13 protein-coding genes are annotated in these 16389 nt (G+C 69.6%); 7 read left to right on the forward strand and 6 right to left on the reverse strand.

What is annotated here, in order from left to right; genetic code table 11:
* Window positions 1-37 precede the first annotated feature (37 nt).
* A complete protein-coding gene (locus ASG71_RS11845) occupies window positions 38-1198 on the forward strand; it encodes an FUSC family protein (protein WP_082575089.1) in 1161 nt (386 codons plus the stop codon).
* Between the two features lie 83 nt (window positions 1199-1281).
* Here the strand turns inward: ASG71_RS11845 and ASG71_RS11850 are convergent, their stop codons facing one another.
* The 3 genes from ASG71_RS11850 to ASG71_RS11860 are packed head-to-tail and all read right to left on the reverse strand — an operon-like array spanning window position 1282 to window position 4871.
* Window positions 1282-2196 (reverse strand): MaoC family dehydratase, encoded by a 915-nt coding sequence (locus ASG71_RS11850; protein WP_056739430.1) that lies wholly within the window; start codon window positions 2194-2196, stop codon window positions 1282-1284.
* Complete coding sequence (locus tag ASG71_RS11855; protein ID WP_056739432.1) at window positions 2193-3542, reverse strand: 3-oxoacyl-ACP reductase; 1350 nt, start codon at window positions 3540-3542, stop codon at window positions 2193-2195. Before ASG71_RS11855 ends, ASG71_RS11850 begins: the two co-directional genes overlap by 4 nt.
* 9 nt (window positions 3543-3551) lie before the next feature.
* Window positions 3552-4871 (reverse strand): acetyl-CoA C-acetyltransferase, encoded by a 1320-nt coding sequence (locus tag ASG71_RS11860; protein WP_200947995.1) that lies wholly within the window; start codon window positions 4869-4871, stop codon window positions 3552-3554.
* 95 nt (window positions 4872-4966) lie between these two features.
* On the opposite strand from ASG71_RS11860, the gene ASG71_RS11865 reads away from it, so the two are divergent.
* Together ASG71_RS11865 and ASG71_RS11870 are read left to right on the forward strand one after the other, a co-directional pair.
* Window positions 4967-5725 (forward strand): TetR/AcrR family transcriptional regulator, encoded by a 759-nt coding sequence (locus ASG71_RS11865; protein ID WP_082575091.1) that lies wholly within the window; start codon window positions 4967-4969, stop codon window positions 5723-5725.
* Window positions 5726-5825: 100 nt separating this feature from the next.
* Window positions 5826-7979 carry an acyl-CoA dehydrogenase gene (locus ASG71_RS11870; RefSeq protein WP_056739436.1) on the forward strand — a complete coding sequence of 718 codons (2154 nt, stop codon included), beginning with the start codon at window positions 5826-5828 and terminating at the stop codon, window positions 7977-7979.
* 80 nt (window positions 7980-8059) lie between these two features.
* Here the strand turns inward: ASG71_RS11870 and glgA are convergent, their stop codons facing one another.
* Complete coding sequence (glgA, locus tag ASG71_RS11875; RefSeq protein ID WP_056739438.1) at window positions 8060-9259, reverse strand: glycogen synthase; 1200 nt, start codon at window positions 9257-9259, stop codon at window positions 8060-8062.
* Between the two features lie 102 nt (window positions 9260-9361).
* Here glgA and glgC point away from each other — a divergent pair, with 102 nt between their 5' ends.
* The 3 genes from glgC to ASG71_RS11890 all read left to right on the forward strand — a co-directional run bounded on the left by glgC (window position 9362) and on the right by ASG71_RS11890 (window position 12896).
* A complete protein-coding gene (gene glgC / locus ASG71_RS11880) occupies window positions 9362-10780 on the forward strand; it encodes a glucose-1-phosphate adenylyltransferase (protein ID WP_056739440.1) in 1419 nt (472 codons plus the stop codon).
* An 84-nt stretch (window positions 10781-10864) separates the two neighbouring features.
* Entirely contained in the window at window positions 10865-12358 is a 1494-nt protein-coding gene (locus ASG71_RS11885; RefSeq protein ID WP_056739442.1) for an SDR family NAD(P)-dependent oxidoreductase, read from the forward strand.
* Between the two features lie 70 nt (window positions 12359-12428).
* Window positions 12429-12896, forward strand: a complete 468-nt coding sequence (locus ASG71_RS11890) for a pyridoxamine 5'-phosphate oxidase family protein (RefSeq protein WP_056739444.1) — start codon at window positions 12429-12431, stop codon at window positions 12894-12896.
* 61 nt (window positions 12897-12957) lie between these two features.
* Here the strand turns inward: ASG71_RS11890 and ASG71_RS11895 are convergent, their stop codons facing one another.
* Complete coding sequence (locus ASG71_RS11895) at window positions 12958-13401, reverse strand: universal stress protein (protein WP_056739446.1); 444 nt, start codon at window positions 13399-13401, stop codon at window positions 12958-12960.
* A 421-nt stretch (window positions 13402-13822) separates the two neighbouring features.
* Between ASG71_RS11895 and ASG71_RS11900 the strand changes: the two genes are divergently transcribed.
* Window positions 13823-14578: a response regulator gene (locus ASG71_RS11900; protein WP_056739448.1), complete on the forward strand. Its 756-nt coding sequence runs from the start codon at window positions 13823-13825 to the stop codon at window positions 14576-14578.
* A gap of 57 nt (window positions 14579-14635) precedes the next feature.
* Here the strand turns inward: ASG71_RS11900 and ASG71_RS11905 are convergent, their stop codons facing one another.
* A complete protein-coding gene (locus ASG71_RS11905) occupies window positions 14636-16336 on the reverse strand; it encodes a GAF domain-containing sensor histidine kinase (RefSeq protein ID WP_056739998.1) in 1701 nt (566 codons plus the stop codon).
* Window positions 16337-16389: the final 53 nt, after the last annotated feature.

Here is a 16389-nt window from a genome sequence, read left to right on the forward strand (position 1 = left end):
CTTGTAGCACCAACGCCGCGGCCCTAGTGTTGGCCGGATGGCTAGTGACGACAAACCCGACGGCGGCAGCCATCCCACCCGGCTCGGCAAGGCGGGACGGGCCGTGCGGGCCAGCGTCTCCGCCGCCCTGTTGTGGCCCAGGCTGCAGCTGGCCGCCAAGGCCGCCATCGCAGCTGGCGTGGCGTTCTTCATCGCCCCGTTTATGCCGGGTTCCGCCGCGGATTACCCGTACTACGCCCCGCTGGGCGCACTGGTGGCCATGTACGAGAACGTCTCCGGCTCCATGCGCCAGGGGTTCCAGACCCTCGTCGGGCTCGCCATCGGCATCGGCCTGGCCTTCATGCTCTTCAGCCTCGGGGACCCGTCGCCGCTGACCGTCGCGATCGTGATGGGGCTCGGCGTGATCCTCGCCGGCCTGCCGCGCATCGGCTCAGGCAGCGACTGGATCCCGACGGCGGCGCTGCTGGTGCTGTTGGTCGGCGGCCACAACCCGGACAAGTTTTCCTTCGGTTACCTGTTCCAGATGGGCGTCGGGGTCAGCGTCGGCATCCTCGTGAACCTGCTGGTCTTCCCGCCGCTGCACTTCAAGGCCGCCGCGTTGAGCCTGGCCGAACTGCGGCTGGCCCTGGCCCGGCAGCTTCGGGACATGAGCAAGGCGCTGCAGGAAAACTGGCCGCCGGAACACGAGGATTGGTCGCGCCGCTCGGAGGCACTGGCCGCGCACGCCCGCTCGGTTCGCGCTGCCGTGCAAAAGGCCGACGCCAGCCGCCGGGCCAACCCGCGCCGCCGCCTGCACCCTCGGGACGTTGAGGGGGACTACCGCGACCTGCGGGACCTGGAACGGTTGACGTTCCATATCCAGGACGTCACGCAGGTGCTCTCGGACGTCATCTGGGCCACGGACCACCCCTTCGTCATCCCCGACGGCCAGGCCGCGCCGCTGGCGGACGCCATGGCGCTGGTCGGCGATGCGCTGCGCGCCGTCGACGAGGAGGAGCCGCAGCGCCAGGCCGAGCTCATCGAGCAGGCCGATGCCGCGGTCCAGGAGTTCACCGCACGCATCGCGGCCGAAGAGCATGCCCCCGGCGCGCCGAATGCCGTGGAGTCGATCCTGCTCAGCCTGCACCGCATGCTGCGCGTGCTGAAGTCCGGCGACGCCAAGCGCCAACCGGATACCACCGCCACCGACGCCGGCTGACCCGGGGCACGGACGACGGCGGCTCCCCCTGGAAACCGCCGTCGTCCCGGGGAGGCACGCCGTCGTCGTGTGCCCTAGGGACACTATTTCAGCGACGCCACCGATCCGCTGAAGTGCTTCCGGCCCGAACGCGGACTCCACGCCACGTAGTCCGAGCGCAGCCACGCGCCGTCGTCGTCCTGCACGGTGCTGATGTCCAGCGCCACCCTGGCCGGCAGGAACACCGGCGCCTCGAACACCACATCCCAGCTGAACGCGTCGCCCTTGGCGGCGCCGACGTCCGCCAGCGCCCTGGAGGCCAGGTACATGCCGTGCGCGATCGAACGGCGCATGCCCAGCGCCTTGGCGCTCAGCACACTGAGGTGGATCGGGTTGAAGTCACCGGAGACGGCCGCGTAGGCGCGGCCGGTGTCCACCCCCAGCTGCCACAGGGCCGTCGGGTCCGGTGCCGTGAAGTCTCCCGGCGCCGCAGCGGCGGAGGGCTTGTCGATTCCCGGCAGGAACACCCCCTTGGCCAGGTAGGTGGAGACACCGCGCCAGCGCAGGGTGTCCTCCCCTGCCCCGCGCACCTCGGCGACCAGGTCCAGCTGGGTCCCCGCCCGGTGCCCGCGGAGGTTTTCCGCCCAGGCCCGGATGTCCAGTGCCTCGGAGAACTGCACCGGAACGGACTGCACCACCTTATTGCTGAGGTGGATCATGCCCAGCAGTGGCAGCGGAAAATCCTCGCGGTTCATCACGGACATGGCCAGCGGAAACGCCAGGGCGTGGATGAAGCCGGCCGGCAGCACGTCGCTGGCGGTTTCACCGACCAGATGCTGGTAGGCCGTCAGGTTCCCGACGCCGGCCGTGACGCCGCGGACCTCGTGGCCGCAGCCGGGCAGCTCGGACCCGGACTGCGCACCGAGCACCCGGCGCCGTGCCGCGGTGGCGGCGGCGTTGACGTACAGCTTGGACAGCGACGGCATCTCGCCCAGCCGGACCGTCCGGGGAGCGCTCATGCGCCCACCAGGTTCTGTCCGCAGACCCGCAGCACCCCGCCGGAGATACCGCCGGCGGCGTCGCTGGCCAGGAACGCGATCGCCTCGGCCACATCCTGGGGCCGGCCGCCCTGCTGCAGCGAATTGAGCCGTCGTGCGACCTCCCGGGTGGCGAACGGGATCCGCGCTGTCATCTCGGTCTCGATGAATCCCGGCGCGACGGCGTTGATCGAGCCGCCGTGGGCCGCGAGCAGCGGCGCGGTGGCGCGGACCATGCCCATGACGCCGCCCTTGGACGCGGCGTAGTTGGTCTGGCCGCGGTTGCCGGCGATGCCGCTGGTGGAGGCGACGGAGACGATCCGCGGAGTGTTCCGGAAGTGCTCCGAGGCGAGCAGGGCCTCGTTGATCCGCAGCTGGGCGGCAATGTTCACGGCGATGACCGAGGTCCAGCGACCCTGGTCCATGTTGGCGAGCAGCTTGTCCCGGGTGATGCCGGCGTTGTGGATCACGATGTCCAGCCTGCCGTGCCGCTCCACCGCGTGGTCGATAATCCGCTGGCCGGCATCATCCCGGCTAATGTCCAGTTGCAGCGCAGTGCCATGGACGTCGTTGGCGACTGCCGCGAGGTGGTCCCCGGCGGCCGGAATGTCCACGGCGACGACGGTGGCGCCGTCGCGGTGCAGCGTGCGGGCGATCGCGGCGCCGATGCCCCGGGCCGCACCCGTCACGACGGCAACCTTGCCGGCCAGCGGCCTGTCGGCGTCTTCGGGCAGCTGCCCCGCGGCGGAGGACACCGTAAGGAACTGGCCGTCGACGAAGGCCGAACGGCCGGAGAGGAGGAACCGCAGGGCGCCGAGGGCGCTGGGGCTGGTGGTCTGTGCGCCGTCGGCGAGGATGATGCCGTTGCCGGTGGCGCCGGCGCGCAGCTCCTTGGCCAGTGAACGGAGCAGGCCGTCGACGCCCTGCCGGGCGGCTGCCACCGCGGGCATGGCGGCTTCGGCGGCCTCCGCGGCGTCCCGGGAGATGGTGATCACGCGGCCGTTGGCGGCCAGGTCGCGGAGCGACGCACCGGCGGTGAGGACCGGCTTTTCCAGGTCCTCGGGCCGGGAGGCTTCGTCCAGCACCAGGATGATCGCGCCGAGTTTTTCCCGCGGAACGGCGTGGCGCCGGACGTCGAGGTTCCAGGCCAGCAGGGCAGCGGCAAGCTCATCCGCGCCGGTACCGGCGCCCTGGATGAGCACGGGCCCTTCGACGAGGGGCTGGCCGGGCCGGTAACGGCGGAGCTCCACCGGCTGCGGCAGCCCGAGCTTCCGGGCAAGGTCCCGGCCGAGGCCCCGGCTGACGAACTGGGTGTATTTGTCACTCATTGGGTCCCCTTAGTGTGCTTCGAGAAGGGCGACGACGCCCTGGCCGCCGGCCGCGCAGATGGAGATGAGCCCGCGTGCCGGACGCCCGTCGGCCTGGCCCTTGGCGTGTAGCATCTTCGCGAGCGAGGCGACGATCCGGCCGCCGGTCGCGGCGAACGGGTGCCCCGCGGCGAGCGAGGAGCCGTTGACGTTGAGCTTGGCGCGGTCGACGCTGCCCAGGGCACCGTCGAGGCCGAGGCGGGTGCGGCAGAACTCCTCGTCCTCCCAGGCTGCCAGGGTGCTCAGGACGGTGCCGGCGAAGGCTTCGTGGATTTCGAAGAAGTCGATGTCCCCGAAGCCCAGGCCGTTGCGGGCCAGCAGGCGCGGAACGGCGAAGGCCGGAGCCATCAGCAGGCCGTCCTTGCCGTGGACGAAGTCGACCGCGGCGGCCTCGCCGTCGAGCACGGTGGCCAGTTTGGGCAGGTCGTGGGCGTCGGCCCAGGCTTCGGAGGCGAGCAGGACGGTGGACGCCCCGTCGGTGAGCGGGGTGGAGTTGCCGGCGGTCATGGTCGCTTCGGCGCCCAGGTTCTTGCCGAAGACCGGCTTGAGGCCGGCGAGCTTCTCCGGCGTGGTGTCGGCGCGGAGGTTGGAGTCCTTGCTGAGTCCGCGGTACGGCGTCATCAGGTCATCGAAGAACCCTGCGTCGTAGGCGGCGGCGAGGTTGCGGTGGCTGTTGTAGGCGAGCTCGTCCTGGGCTTCACGGCTGATCTTCCACTGCGCCGTGGTGAGGGCCTGGTGTTCGCCCATGGACAGGCCGGTGCGCGGCTCGCCGGTATTCGGGGCGTCGGGGGCCAGGTCCTTGGGGCGGAGCCGGCTCAGAACCTGGAGCCGCTGCGGCAGGGTCTTAGCGCGGTTCAGGTCAAGCAGGACCTCGCGCAGTCCCTCGCTGACGGCGATCGGGGCGTCCGAGGCCGAGTCGACGCCGCCGGCGATAGCGGAGTCGATCTGGCCGAGCTTGATCTTGTTGGCCAGGCCCAGCACGGTCTCCAGGCCGGTGGCGCAGGCCTGCTGCAGGTCGTAGGCGGGGGTCTCGGCGGAAAGCGCGGATCCAAGCACCGCTTCGCGGGTGAGGTTGAAGTCCCGGGAGTGCTTGAGCACGGCGCCGGCAGCGACTTCGCCGATCCGCTCATCCTGCAGACCGAACCGGGCAATCAGCCCGTCGAGGGCGGCGGTGAGCATGTCCTGGTTGGACGACTTCGTGTAGGCGCCGCCGGTGCGTGCGAAGGGGATGCGGTTTCCTCCGACGACGACGGCCTTGCGGAGTTGCGTGGCGGCCGCGGGCGTTGTCATCGCTCCGGGCGCGGGGGTTCCATTGTCGGGCATCTGCTGTCTCCTTCGATCAAAGCGGGTTACCGATACCCAGCGTACCTGATACGCTGGGTATCGTGAACATCCTTCCGGCGGGGCCTGGTGCGCCGCAGAGTGAGACGGGCGCCGTAAACGGCGCCGGGTCCGGCGCGCCCGACGGCGGCGTTGCCGACGGCGGCCCGGGCGCCGTCGACGGGCGGGTCTCACGCTGGCAGTCGCACCGCGAGGAGCGCCGCCGGGAACTGATCAAGTCGGCCCGCAAAGCCGTGCACGCGCTGGGCAGCGAAGCCTCGATGGAGGACATCGCGGCAGCAGCCGGCACCTCGAAGTCGGTGTTCTACCGCTACTTCCGCGACAAGGCCGGCCTGCAGCAGGCCGTCGGCGAAGTGGTGCTGAGCCAGATGCAGCGCCGGATCCTCGAGGCCGCACAGGGCGCCCAGACGCCGCGCGAAGGCCTTTACGCCATGGTCTCGGCCTACCTGCAGATGGCCGAGACGAGTCCGAATGTCTACACCTTCGTGACCCGGTATGCCCCCGGCGACCCGGGCGTGGACCACGGTTCGGTCGCCGCCGCGGGCGCACTGGGACACTTCTTCGACGCGATCAGCGAGATGATGGCGGCGCCCATGCGGCAGCAGCTGCGGGCCGTCGCCGGCAAGGAAGCCGTGATCGGGTACTGGCCCAATGCCGCGATCGGCCTGGTCCGCAACGCGGGCGAGCAGTGGCTTGCCAGCCCCGACTCCCCCGCCAAACCGGGCCAGGAAGCCATGGCCCGCCAGATCACCGACTGGCTGTGCTTCGGCATCGCCCCTGAGCTCCGGGACCGGCCCGAATGAACCGCCCGTCCTGAACCGGCGGAGTGCCGCGCACCGAACCGGCCCCGCCACCCCCTGAACCAACTGTTTGACCGATGTCAGTGCCAACGAAGGAATCGACATGACTGAACTAGCCAACCGGCCCGCCGGCACCTCCTCCTCCGCCGCCGGCGCGGCCGCCCCGGACGCTGCCCCCGCCGTCGACGTCGCCGCCCTCGGCGAGCAGCTGCTGGGCAAATGGGCCGCGGTCCGCCGCGAGGCCCGCGCGCTGGCCGGGAGGCCCGAGCTGCACAAGACCGAGGGCCTGACCCACACCGAGCACCGGAAGCGGACCTTCGACCAGCTCCGGATCCTGGTCGACAACGGAGCCGTGCACCGGGCCTTCCCGGTGGAGCTCGGCGGCGCCGACGAGCACGGGGCCAACATCGCCGGGTTCCAGGAACTCGTCGTCGCCGACCCCTCGCTGCAGATCAAGGCCGGCGTGCAGTGGGGCCTGTTTGGCTCCGCCGTGAACCATCTTGGCACCGAAGAGCACCACCGGAAGTGGCTGCCGGGCATCCTGAGCCTGGAGATCCCGGGCTGCTTCGCGATGACCGAAACCGGCCACGGCTCCGACGTGGCCAGCATCGCCACCACCGCCACCTACGACGCCGCCACCGAAGAGTTCGTCGTGCACACCCCGTTCCGCGCGGCCTGGAAGGACTACATCGGCAACGCGGCGATCGACGGCCTGGCCGCCGTCGTCTTCGCCCAGCTCATCACCCAGGGCGTCAACCACGGCGTGCACGCCTTCTACGTGCAGCTGCGCGACCCGAAGACCAAGGAGTTCCTGCCCGGCATCGGCGGCGAGGACGACGGCGTCAAGGGCGGCCTGAACGGCATCGACAACGGCCGGCTGCATTTCACCGAGGTCCGGGTCCCGCGCACCAACCTGCTCAACCGGTACGGCAACGTCGACCCCGACGGCACGTACAGCTCGCCCATCGCCAGCCCGGGCCGCCGCTTCTTCACGATGCTCGGCACCCTGGTCCAAGGCCGGGTCTCCCTGGACGGCGCCGCCGTCGCCGCGTCCCGGCTGGCGCTGAAGACGGCCATCCAGTACGCCACCGAACGGCGCCAGTTCAACGCCTCCTCCGCCACGGACGAGGAAGTGCTGATGGACTACCAGCGCCACCAGCGCCGGCTGTTCACCCGCCTCGCCACCACCTACGCCGCGGGCTTCGCCAGCGAACAGCTGCTGCAGAAGTTCGACGACGTCTTCTCCGGCCGGAACAACACCGACGAGGACCGCCAGGACCTGGAGACGCTGGCCGCCGCGCTCAAGCCGCTCAGCACCTGGCACGCCCTCGACACCCTGCAGGAATGCCGCGAGGCCTGCGGCGGCGCCGGGTTCCTGATCGAGAACCGGTTCGCGTCGCTGCGCGCCGACCTGGACGTCTACGCGACCTTCGAAGGCGACAACACCGTCCTGCTGCAGCTGGTCGCCAAGCGCCTGCTGGCCGACTACGCCAAGGAGTTCCGCAACGTCGACTTCGGCGTGCTGGCCCGCTACGTCGTCGGACAGGCCACCGGCGCCGCCATTCACCGGACCGGCCTGCGCGGCGTGGCCCAGTTCGTGGCGGATTCCGGCTCGGTGCAGAAGGCCGCCACCGCGCTCAAGGACGAGGCCGGGCAGCGCGCCCTGCTCACCGAGCGCGTGCAGGCCATGGTCGCCGAGGTCGGCGCGGCCCTCAAGGGCGCGAACAAGCTGCCGCAGCAGCAGGCCGCGGCCCTGTTCAACAGCCACCAGCACGAACTGATCGAGGCCGCCCAGGCGCACGCCGAGCTGCTCCAGTGGGAGGCCTTCACCGAGGCCCTCGGCCACACCTCGGATCCGGGCACCAAGACCGTCCTGACCTGGCTACGCGACCTGTTCGGGCTGTCCCTGATCGAGAAGAACCTGGCCTGGTACCTGATGAACGGCCGGCTCTCCATGCAGCGCGCCCGCACCGTCGGCGAGTACATCAACCGGCTGCTGGTGAAGATCCGGCCGCACGCCCTGGACCTGGTGGATGCCTTTGGGTACGGCCCGGAGCACCTGCGCGCCGCCATCGCCACCGGCGCGGAAAAGGCCCGCCAGGACGAGGCCCGGGAGTTCTTCCGCAGCCAGCGCGCCAGCGGCCAGGCTCCGGTGGACGAAAAGATCCTGCTGGCCCGCACGGCCCAGGCGGGCAAGGCACAGTCCGGCACGGCCCAGTCGGGCAAATCACAGTCCGGCAAGGTGAAGCGGGGCTGATCCACAGCACCGCTTAGCAGCCCCGCACGACGACGTCGCCGCCCCCCGAGCCGGGGCGGCGCCGTCGTCATCTGGCGTAACTACTGCGGAAGGACCGAGCGGTAGACCTCGAGGGTGGTTTCCGAGATCGATTCCCAGGAGAAGTGCTCCTCGGCCCGGCGGCGGCCGGCCGCACCCATGGCCCCGGCCCGCTCCGGGTCGGTGACCACCTCGGTAAGGGCGGCGGCGAACTCGGTGACGAACTTCTCCGGGTCCAGCGGGGTGCCGGTGCCGTCGGTGACCTGTTCGAGCTGCACGAGGAGCCCGGTCTCGCCGTGCTGGACCACCTCAGGGATACCGCCGGTGGCGCTGGCCACGACGGCGGCGCCGCAGGCCATCGCCTCCAGGTTAACGATCCCGAGGGGTTCGTAGATGGACGGGCAGGCGAAGGCGGTGGCGTGGCTGAGGACCTGGATCAGCTCCCGGCGCGGGAGCATCCGTTCGATCAGGACGACGCCGCTGCGCTGGGCCTGCAGTTCATCGATCAGCTTCGCGGTCTCGGCGGCCAGTTCCGGGGTGTCTGCCGCGCCCAGGCACAGCACTAGCTGGACGTCGGCCGGGAGCTTCGCGGCGGCGCGCAGCAGGTACGGCACGCCCTTCTGCCGGGTGTTGCGTCCGACGAAGACCACGCTGGGCCGCTCGGGGTCGATCCCGAGGGCGCGGACCGCGTCGTGGTCCTCGTCGCGGTTCCAGAGGCTGACGTCGATCCCGTTGTGGACTACCCGGACCTTGGCGGGGTCCACTTCCGGGTAGCTGCGGAGGATGTCCTGCCGCATGCCCTCGGAGACGGCGATGATGGCGGCGGCGGCCTCGTAGGCGGTCTTCTCCACCCAGGAGGACAGGGCGTAGCCGCCGCCGAGCTGCTCGGCTTTCCAGGGCCGGAGCGGTTCCAGGCTGTGGGCGCTGAGCACGTGCGGGATGCCGTGCAGCAGCGAAGCGAGGTGGCCGGCCATGTTGGCATACCAGGTGTGCGAGTGCACAAGGTCGGCGCCGGCGACGTCCGGCACGATCCGCAGGTCCACGCCGAGCGTCTGCACCGCGGCGTTGGCGTCCGAGAGGTCCCCCGGCACCGGGTAGGAGGACACGGCCGCGCCGTGGTAGTCCGGGTCACGCGGGGCGCCGAAGGCGCGGACCCGCAGGTCCACCTTCCGGGCCAGCACACGGCTGAGCTCGGCTACGTGCACGCCGGCGCCGCCATAGATTTCGGGCGGGAATTCCTTGGTCACAATGTCTATTCGCACAAACCCCAAGGTAGTCCTTCCGGCTGATCTGTTCTAGTGTGAAGAGGTCCGGGCACACCGGGCGGTTTTTGGGGAGCATCGAAGGCGTTCAGGAGCGATATCATGCCGCAGCAGAAGAAAGTCTTGGCCATTGTCCTCGCAGGTGGCGAGGGAAATAGGCTGATGCCGTTGACGGCAGACCGGGCCAAACCGGCCGTCCCGTTCGCAGGCAGTTACCGGCTCATTGATTTCGCGCTTTCCAACCTGGTGAATTCCCGGTATTTGCAGATTGTTGTGCTCACCCAATACAAATCCCACAGCCTTGACCGGCACATTTCCGAAACCTGGCGCATGTCCACCCAGCTGGGGAATTACATTGCGTCGGTGCCGGCGCAGCAGCGCGTGGGCAAAAGCTGGTTCCTGGGCAGCGCCAACGCCATTTACCAGTCCCTGAACCTGATCCACGACGCAAACCCGGACATCGTCGTCGTCGTCGGCGCCGACCATGTGTACCGGATGGACTTCGCGCAGATGGTGGACCAGCATGTCGCCAGCGGGGCCAAGGCCACGGTCGCCGCCGTCCGCCAGCCGCTGCACATGGCCGACCAGTTCGGCGTGATCGAGGTGGACCAGCAGAACCCGGAGAAGATCGCGGCGTTCGTCGAGAAGCCATCCTCGACCCCGGGCCTGGCCGCGGATCCCAGCCAGTTCCTGGCCTCCATGGGCAACTACGTGTTCGACGCCGATGCCCTCGTCGAGGCGCTGCACGTCGACGCCGAACGGCTCGATACCAAGCACGACATGGGCGGGGACATCATCCCCTACTTCGTCGACAAGGGTGAGGCCGGGGTCTACGACTTCACCCTCAACGACATCCCGGGCTCCACCGAGCGGGACCGGACCTACTGGCGCGACGTAGGCACCATCGACTCTTTCTACGACGCCCACATGGACCTGATCTCCCCCGTGCCGGTCTTCAACCTGTACAACTCCGAATGGCCGATCTACACCCGCCAGAGCATCTCGCCGCCGGCCAAGTTCGTCCGCGGCGAGGGTTCCACGGTCGGAACCGCCCTGGATTCGATCGTCGCCAGCGGCGTGGTGATCTCCGGCGGCATCGTCGAAGGCTCGGTCCTCTCCAACGACGTCTATGTCGGGACGGCCAGCCGGGTCCTGGACTCGGTGCTGATGGACAAAGTCCAGGTGGGGGCAGGCGCCGTGATCAAGCGCGCCATCATCGACAAGAACGTCCGGATCCCGGCCGGTGCCGCGATCGGGCTTGATCCCGAACTGGACCGGGCACGCGGTTTCAAGGTCACGGACTCTGGCATCACCGTGCTCGCCAAGGGCCAGGAGGTCCCCGAGCCCGGCGAGGCCGAACGCTCGCTTTCCGCCGCCAACCTGTACCTGGTCCCCAACGCCGTCAAGACGGCAACGGAGAACTGGCCGGCCGGCCGCGAGTCGGTCGAGAAGGTCGGCGAAGTGCACGCCGCCGCCGTCGGCGTCGACCCGTCCGCCAACAAGCCCGGCGCCGGCGCCTGACGCGGCGGACGCCGGCCGGCCTGCCGGACCGGCCGCCGCCGCGGGCGTCCGGGCGGGCGGCAGCCAGGCTGTAAAATTGGGCCAATGAGCTCCCCCGACCTACAGCCCGACCCGGCCGGCGACGCGACGCCTGCCGCCGGACTGACCCCCGAGGACATTGCCGCCTGCCTCAAGGTGCTGAACAACATCCACGCCTACGACGAGGAGCACCCGGATTACGTCTCCGTGCGCCGCGCCACCGGGAAGATGTTCAAGGCGGTCAAGCGGCACCGCCGGGTCACCAAACGGGACATGATCGCCGAGGCGGACCGCGCCGTGATCGCCCAGACCGCGACCGCCGCGCCGGACCGGATTGACGACGAGACCCGCGGCAACAAGCTGGCGACCTCGGCCACCGGCGAAGTCGCCGGGCACCTGATCAGGTCCCGGCCCTGCTACATCTGCAAGCAGCACTATACGCAGGTGGATGCCTTCTACCACCAGCTCTGCCCCGAATGCGCGCTCTTCAGCCACAGCAAGCGCGACGCGCGGACTGACCTGAGCGGCCGGCGTGCCCTGTTGACCGGCGGTCGGGCCAAGATCGGCATGTACATCGCCCTGCGGCTGCTCCGCGACGGCGCCCACACCACCATCACCACCCGATTCCCCAAGGACGCCGCGCGGCGCTTCGCCGCCATGGAGGACAGCGCCGACTGGCTGCACCGGCTGCGGATCGTGGGCATCGACCTGCGCGACCCCTCCCAGGTCATGGCACTGACGGACTCGCTCGACGCCGCCGGGCCGCTCGACATCATCATCAACAACGCCGCCCAGACCGTCCGGCGTTCCGGAAACGCCTACAAGCCGCTGGTCGATGCCGAGGACGAGCCGTTGCCGGCGGAGCTGCAGGCGGCCAACGGCGGACCCGAACTGGTTACCTTCGGCCACGCCCACGACAAGCACCCGCTGGCGCTGGCCAGTTCGGTTCTGGAGCACCCGGTCCTGGCCGGCGACGCGATCACCTCGCTGGCGCTCTCCACCGGCTCGGCGTCGCTGGAGCGGATCGCCTCCGGCACCGCGATCGACGCCGGCGGCCTGGTCCCGGACCTCGCCACCATCAACAGCTGGACCCAGGTGGTGGACGAGGTCGACCCGCTGGAAATGCTCGAGGTCCAGCTCTGCAACGTCACGGCGCCGTTCCTGCTGGTCAGCAGGCTGCGCGGAGCGATGAAGCGTTCTGATGCGCGGCGCAAGTACATCGTGAACGTGAGCGCCATGGAGGGCCAGTTTTCCCGCGCCTACAAGGGTCCCGGCCATCCGCACACGAACATGGCCAAGGCGGCGCTGAACATGATGACGCGCACCAGCGCCAAGGAAATGCTGGAGTCCGACGGGATCCTGATGACCGCCGTCGACACCGGCTGGATCACGGACGAACGGCCGCACTACACGAAGGTCCGGCTGATGGAGGAAGGCTTCCACGCCCCGCTGGACCTGGTCGACGGGGCCGCCCGGGTCTACGACCCGATCGTGATGGGCGAAGCCGGCGAGGACCAGTACGGCGTCTTCCTCAAGGACTACAAGCCCAGCCCCTGGTAGGACACCGCCCCGGGGCGCCAAGGGCCAAATGGCCCTGATCCGCCCGCGGGAGCGTCCGTAACGTGGAGCTGTGACTACGACGACGCCGCCGCCAAACTTCCAGCTGTCCATCGACCAGTGCTGGGCCCTGCTCGACAGCGAGGTGGTGGGACGGATCGCGCTGATCGTCGACGGCCATCCCGAGGTGTTCCCGGTGAATTTTGTCCTCCAGCGCCGCTCGATCGTGTTCCGCACGGCAGGCGGCACCAAGCTCTGGGGCGCCATCACCGCCAAACCGGTGGCCTTCGAAATCGACGGCTACGACTCGCACGAGCAGGCAGCATGGAGCGTGGTCGCGCGCGGCGAGGCCGAGCTCATCGAGGACCAGACCGAAAAGGACGCGGTGGACGGGCTGCTGCTGGAGCCCTGGCAGCCCGGCGAGAAGAACTACTATGTCCGGCTGGCGCCTAAGGCCCTTACCGGGCGCCGTTTCAAGGTCAACCAGCCCGACGTCTGGCGGACCCGGCTCGCCGACCCGCGCCGCACCTCGTTCGAGTAGGCCGGGCCGCCGCTTCGGGCAGGCAGGGTTTCGGCCCGGCCTGGGTGTTCCCGCCGGGCGGCTACCGCTTTTCCGGGGTGTGGACCACCAGGACCGGGCAGTGCGCGTGCGCGACGAGGGCGGAGCTGACCGAGCCAAGCAGCAGCCCGCCGAACCCGCCATGGCCGCGCCGGCCCAGCACCAGAAGGTCCGCCGTGCGGCTCTCCTCGATCAGGGTGCGCCGGGGATGCCCCTGCACCAGACGGGTCTCCACGTTCGCGGGTGTCTCGCCGCCAAAGGCCTTCGCCACCGTCTCCTGCAGGATCTCCCCGGCACGCACGTCGAAATCGTTGATGCCCATGGCGACATAACCGTCGTAGACCGGCGGCACGTCCCAGCAGGCCAGGGCCACAATATGGGCCGACAGCGGCCCGGCGAGCCGCTGCGCCTGCCGCAGGGCCTCCACGGAAGCGTCCGATCCGTCGACTCCGACCACAATGGTCCCGATCCCCGTGGATTCACTCATGGCTTGGCCCCTTTCCCATCGCCCGATCGCCGCGCTGCGGCACGTCGCTCAGGGTAGCTGTGCCCACCGGGTCGACGCTAGGGCCCAAAGTCACCCCGTCATGGTGCCGGGGGCCTGCCGGATGGAGCGCAAGCGCGGAAACCAGCTCCCACACCGGCACGGCCGCGGTCCGGGGCCGAACGGCCCTTGCCCCGGCAGCGCTGGCCAACGGAGACTGGCTGTGCGCCGCGAAGAAATATTGTCGCATCGCAACCGTGGCGGCTCCTCCGGGGCCACAATGGAACATACGACTTTCAGTACCGCAGGCCGGCCTCCGGTCCCGCACCAAGAAGGACGGACGCTGTCCGCCGCCGCGCTGCACATGGAGCTGGGGTAGCTCCGCAGCAGATGGCGGCGGCAAGGGCGGCCGGACAGGAGAATCATGTATGCCTGGGAAGACGCCGGTCTCGCGGCAGAAGGCCAGACGGCCCCGTTGCGGGTCTTTATCCTCGACGACCATGAGCTGGTCCGCCGCGGACTGCAGGAACTGCTCGAAGGCGAAGGCTTCCTCGTCGTCGGCAGCTCCGGCTCGGCGGTGGAGGCGACCCGCCGCATACCGGCGCTGCATCCTGACGTCTGTGTCCTGGACGCGCGGCTTCCCGACGGGACGGGCATTGAGGTATGCCGGGACGTCCGGTCGGTGGACCCGTCGCTGAACTGCATCATCCTGACCAGCTTCGACGACGACCAGGCCCTGCGCGGGGCGGTCCTCGCCGGCGCGTCCGGCTACGTGCTCAAGGAGATCGGCGGAACCGACCTCGTCGGTGCCCTCCGGAAGGCGGCAGCCGGCGAATCCCTCTTTGACGAGGGCGTCGCCGCAGGAATCGTCGAAAGCCTGATCGAACCTGAGGAAATCGATCCCCGGGTTGCGGCGCTGACGCCGCAGGAACGCCGGGTGCTGGAGCTCGTCGGGGGCGGTCTGACGAACCGGCAGATTGCGGCCGAGATGTTCCTGGCTGAGAAGACCGTCAAGAACTACGTCTCGTCCCTGCTGGCGAAGCTTGGCTTCGAACGGCGCACCCAGGCGGCCGTGTTCATCGCCAGCCCTGCCCTCGCCGGGTCTTCGGCCAGCCGGTCCGCAGAGGGAGGCAGGCTGCACGGGGTCCACGGCGGCGCTTCCGGCCAGACCGGCCGCTGAACGCGGCATTGGTCCCCCGCTAACGCAGCACTGATCCGCCGCCGAGGCGGCGACACGTTAGAGCGGGACGGACCATTCGACACTGGTGCCTTCCTCCGGCGCCGTCGTGATGGTGCACTCGCCGTCGAGCATCCGGGCCCGGTCCTCCAGGTTGGCCAAGCCGTTGCGCTCGAGGGAGTCGTTGAACCCGGAGCCGTTATCCGTGATGACCACGTTGACGCGGCCCTTGATCACTGCCACCGAGACGGAAATGGCGTCCGCTCCGGAATGCCGGATCGCGTTGCTCAGACCCTCCGAGACCACGGCCACGACGTTGTCCGCTTTCTCCGGGGTGACCGCGTCGACCGGTCCCGTGAGCGTCAGCCGCGGCGTGAACGGCATGGACTTGGCGGACCTGCGCGTGACGCGCCGGATCCGGCCGCTGAGCATCTCGGGTTCGCCGCTGCTGCTGTTCTTGAGCGAGTAGATTGTGTCCCTGAGGCTGCGGATCGCCTCATCGAGTTCTCCGGTGATGTTCCGGATCCGGTCGGTGGCGAGCTCGTCCTTGGTGAACCGTGTCAGGCTCTGCACGCTCAGGCCTGCCGCGAACAGGCGCTGGATGACCAAGTCGTGCAGGTCGCGGGCGATCCGGTCGCGGTCCGTGAAGACGAGCAGTTCCTCGCGGAGCCGGTGGACGCGGGCGAGTTCCAGCGCCAGCGCCACGTGCGAGCCGAAGACCGCGCCCATCTCGATGTCGGTACGGGCGTACCTCAGCTCCTCCTTCTTCCGCGCCATCAGCAGCAGGCCGTGGTGGGCGCCCTGGGTACTCAGCGCCACCGCGAGCAGCGGGCCCAGCCCCTCGGCACCGGCGGCCCCCAGAACCTCCGCGGGGTGCTCCAGCATCACGGGTTCGCCGCCGGCGAGCACGTCCTGCAGCCCGGGCGCATCAAGGGCCAGTGCTGCCCCGGTGAACTCCCGGGCGCGCTCCCCCGCGGCGCCGACAACGATATAGCCGGGGCCGTCGGAACAGGTGGCCGCGACCAAGGTCAACCGTGAACCCGACTCCTGCAGGGCGCGCGCCGCGATGGGATCCAGGCCGCCGGCGGTGCAGTCACGGTCGGACCCGAGCATCAGCCCGGAAACGTCCATGCAGGCTTCCAGCCAGCGGGCCCGCCGCCTGGCGTCGTCGTACAGTTTGGCGTTTTCGATCGCGACGCCGGCCGCAGCGGCCAGGGCGTTGGCGAGCCCCTCGTCCGCGTCGGTGAAGTCCCCGCCACCCTCCTTCTCGGTCAGGTACAGGTTGCCGAAGACCGTGTCCCGGACCCGCACCGGGACGCCCAGGAAGGATTGCATGGGCGGATGGTGTTCAGGAAAGCCGTAGGCTTCGTGGTGCTTGCTCAGGTCGTGGAGCCGCAACGGCCGGGGGTCCCTGATCAGCAGGCCGAGCACGCCGTGCCCGGTCGGCAGCGGCCCGATCTGCCGGGCCAGCTCGCCGTCGATGCCGACGGTGATGAAGTGGCTCAGGGCGTGGTCGTCACCGATCACGCCGAGGGCGCCATAGCGGGCCTTGAGGAGGCCGCAGGCGGACTGCACCACGCGTTCGAGTACGGCATCGAGGCTGAGGTCCTCGGCGACGGCCACGACGGCCTCGAGCAGGCCTGCCATGCGTTCCTTGGACTGCAGCAATTCCCCGGCGCGGGAGACGACGTCCTTGAGCAGATCCTCGATCCGGGGATTTCCCGAACCGGTGGTTTCCGTGCTGTTACCAGGTGAATGCATCTTCATTGGCCCCAATTCTCACGCCGGACATCCACGCCGATGCCGTGAGGCCA

Origin of the sequence: Arthrobacter sp. Soil763, from assembly GCF_001428365.1 — a bacterium.
Classification (GTDB): Bacteria; Actinomycetota; Actinomycetes; order Actinomycetales; family Micrococcaceae; genus Arthrobacter.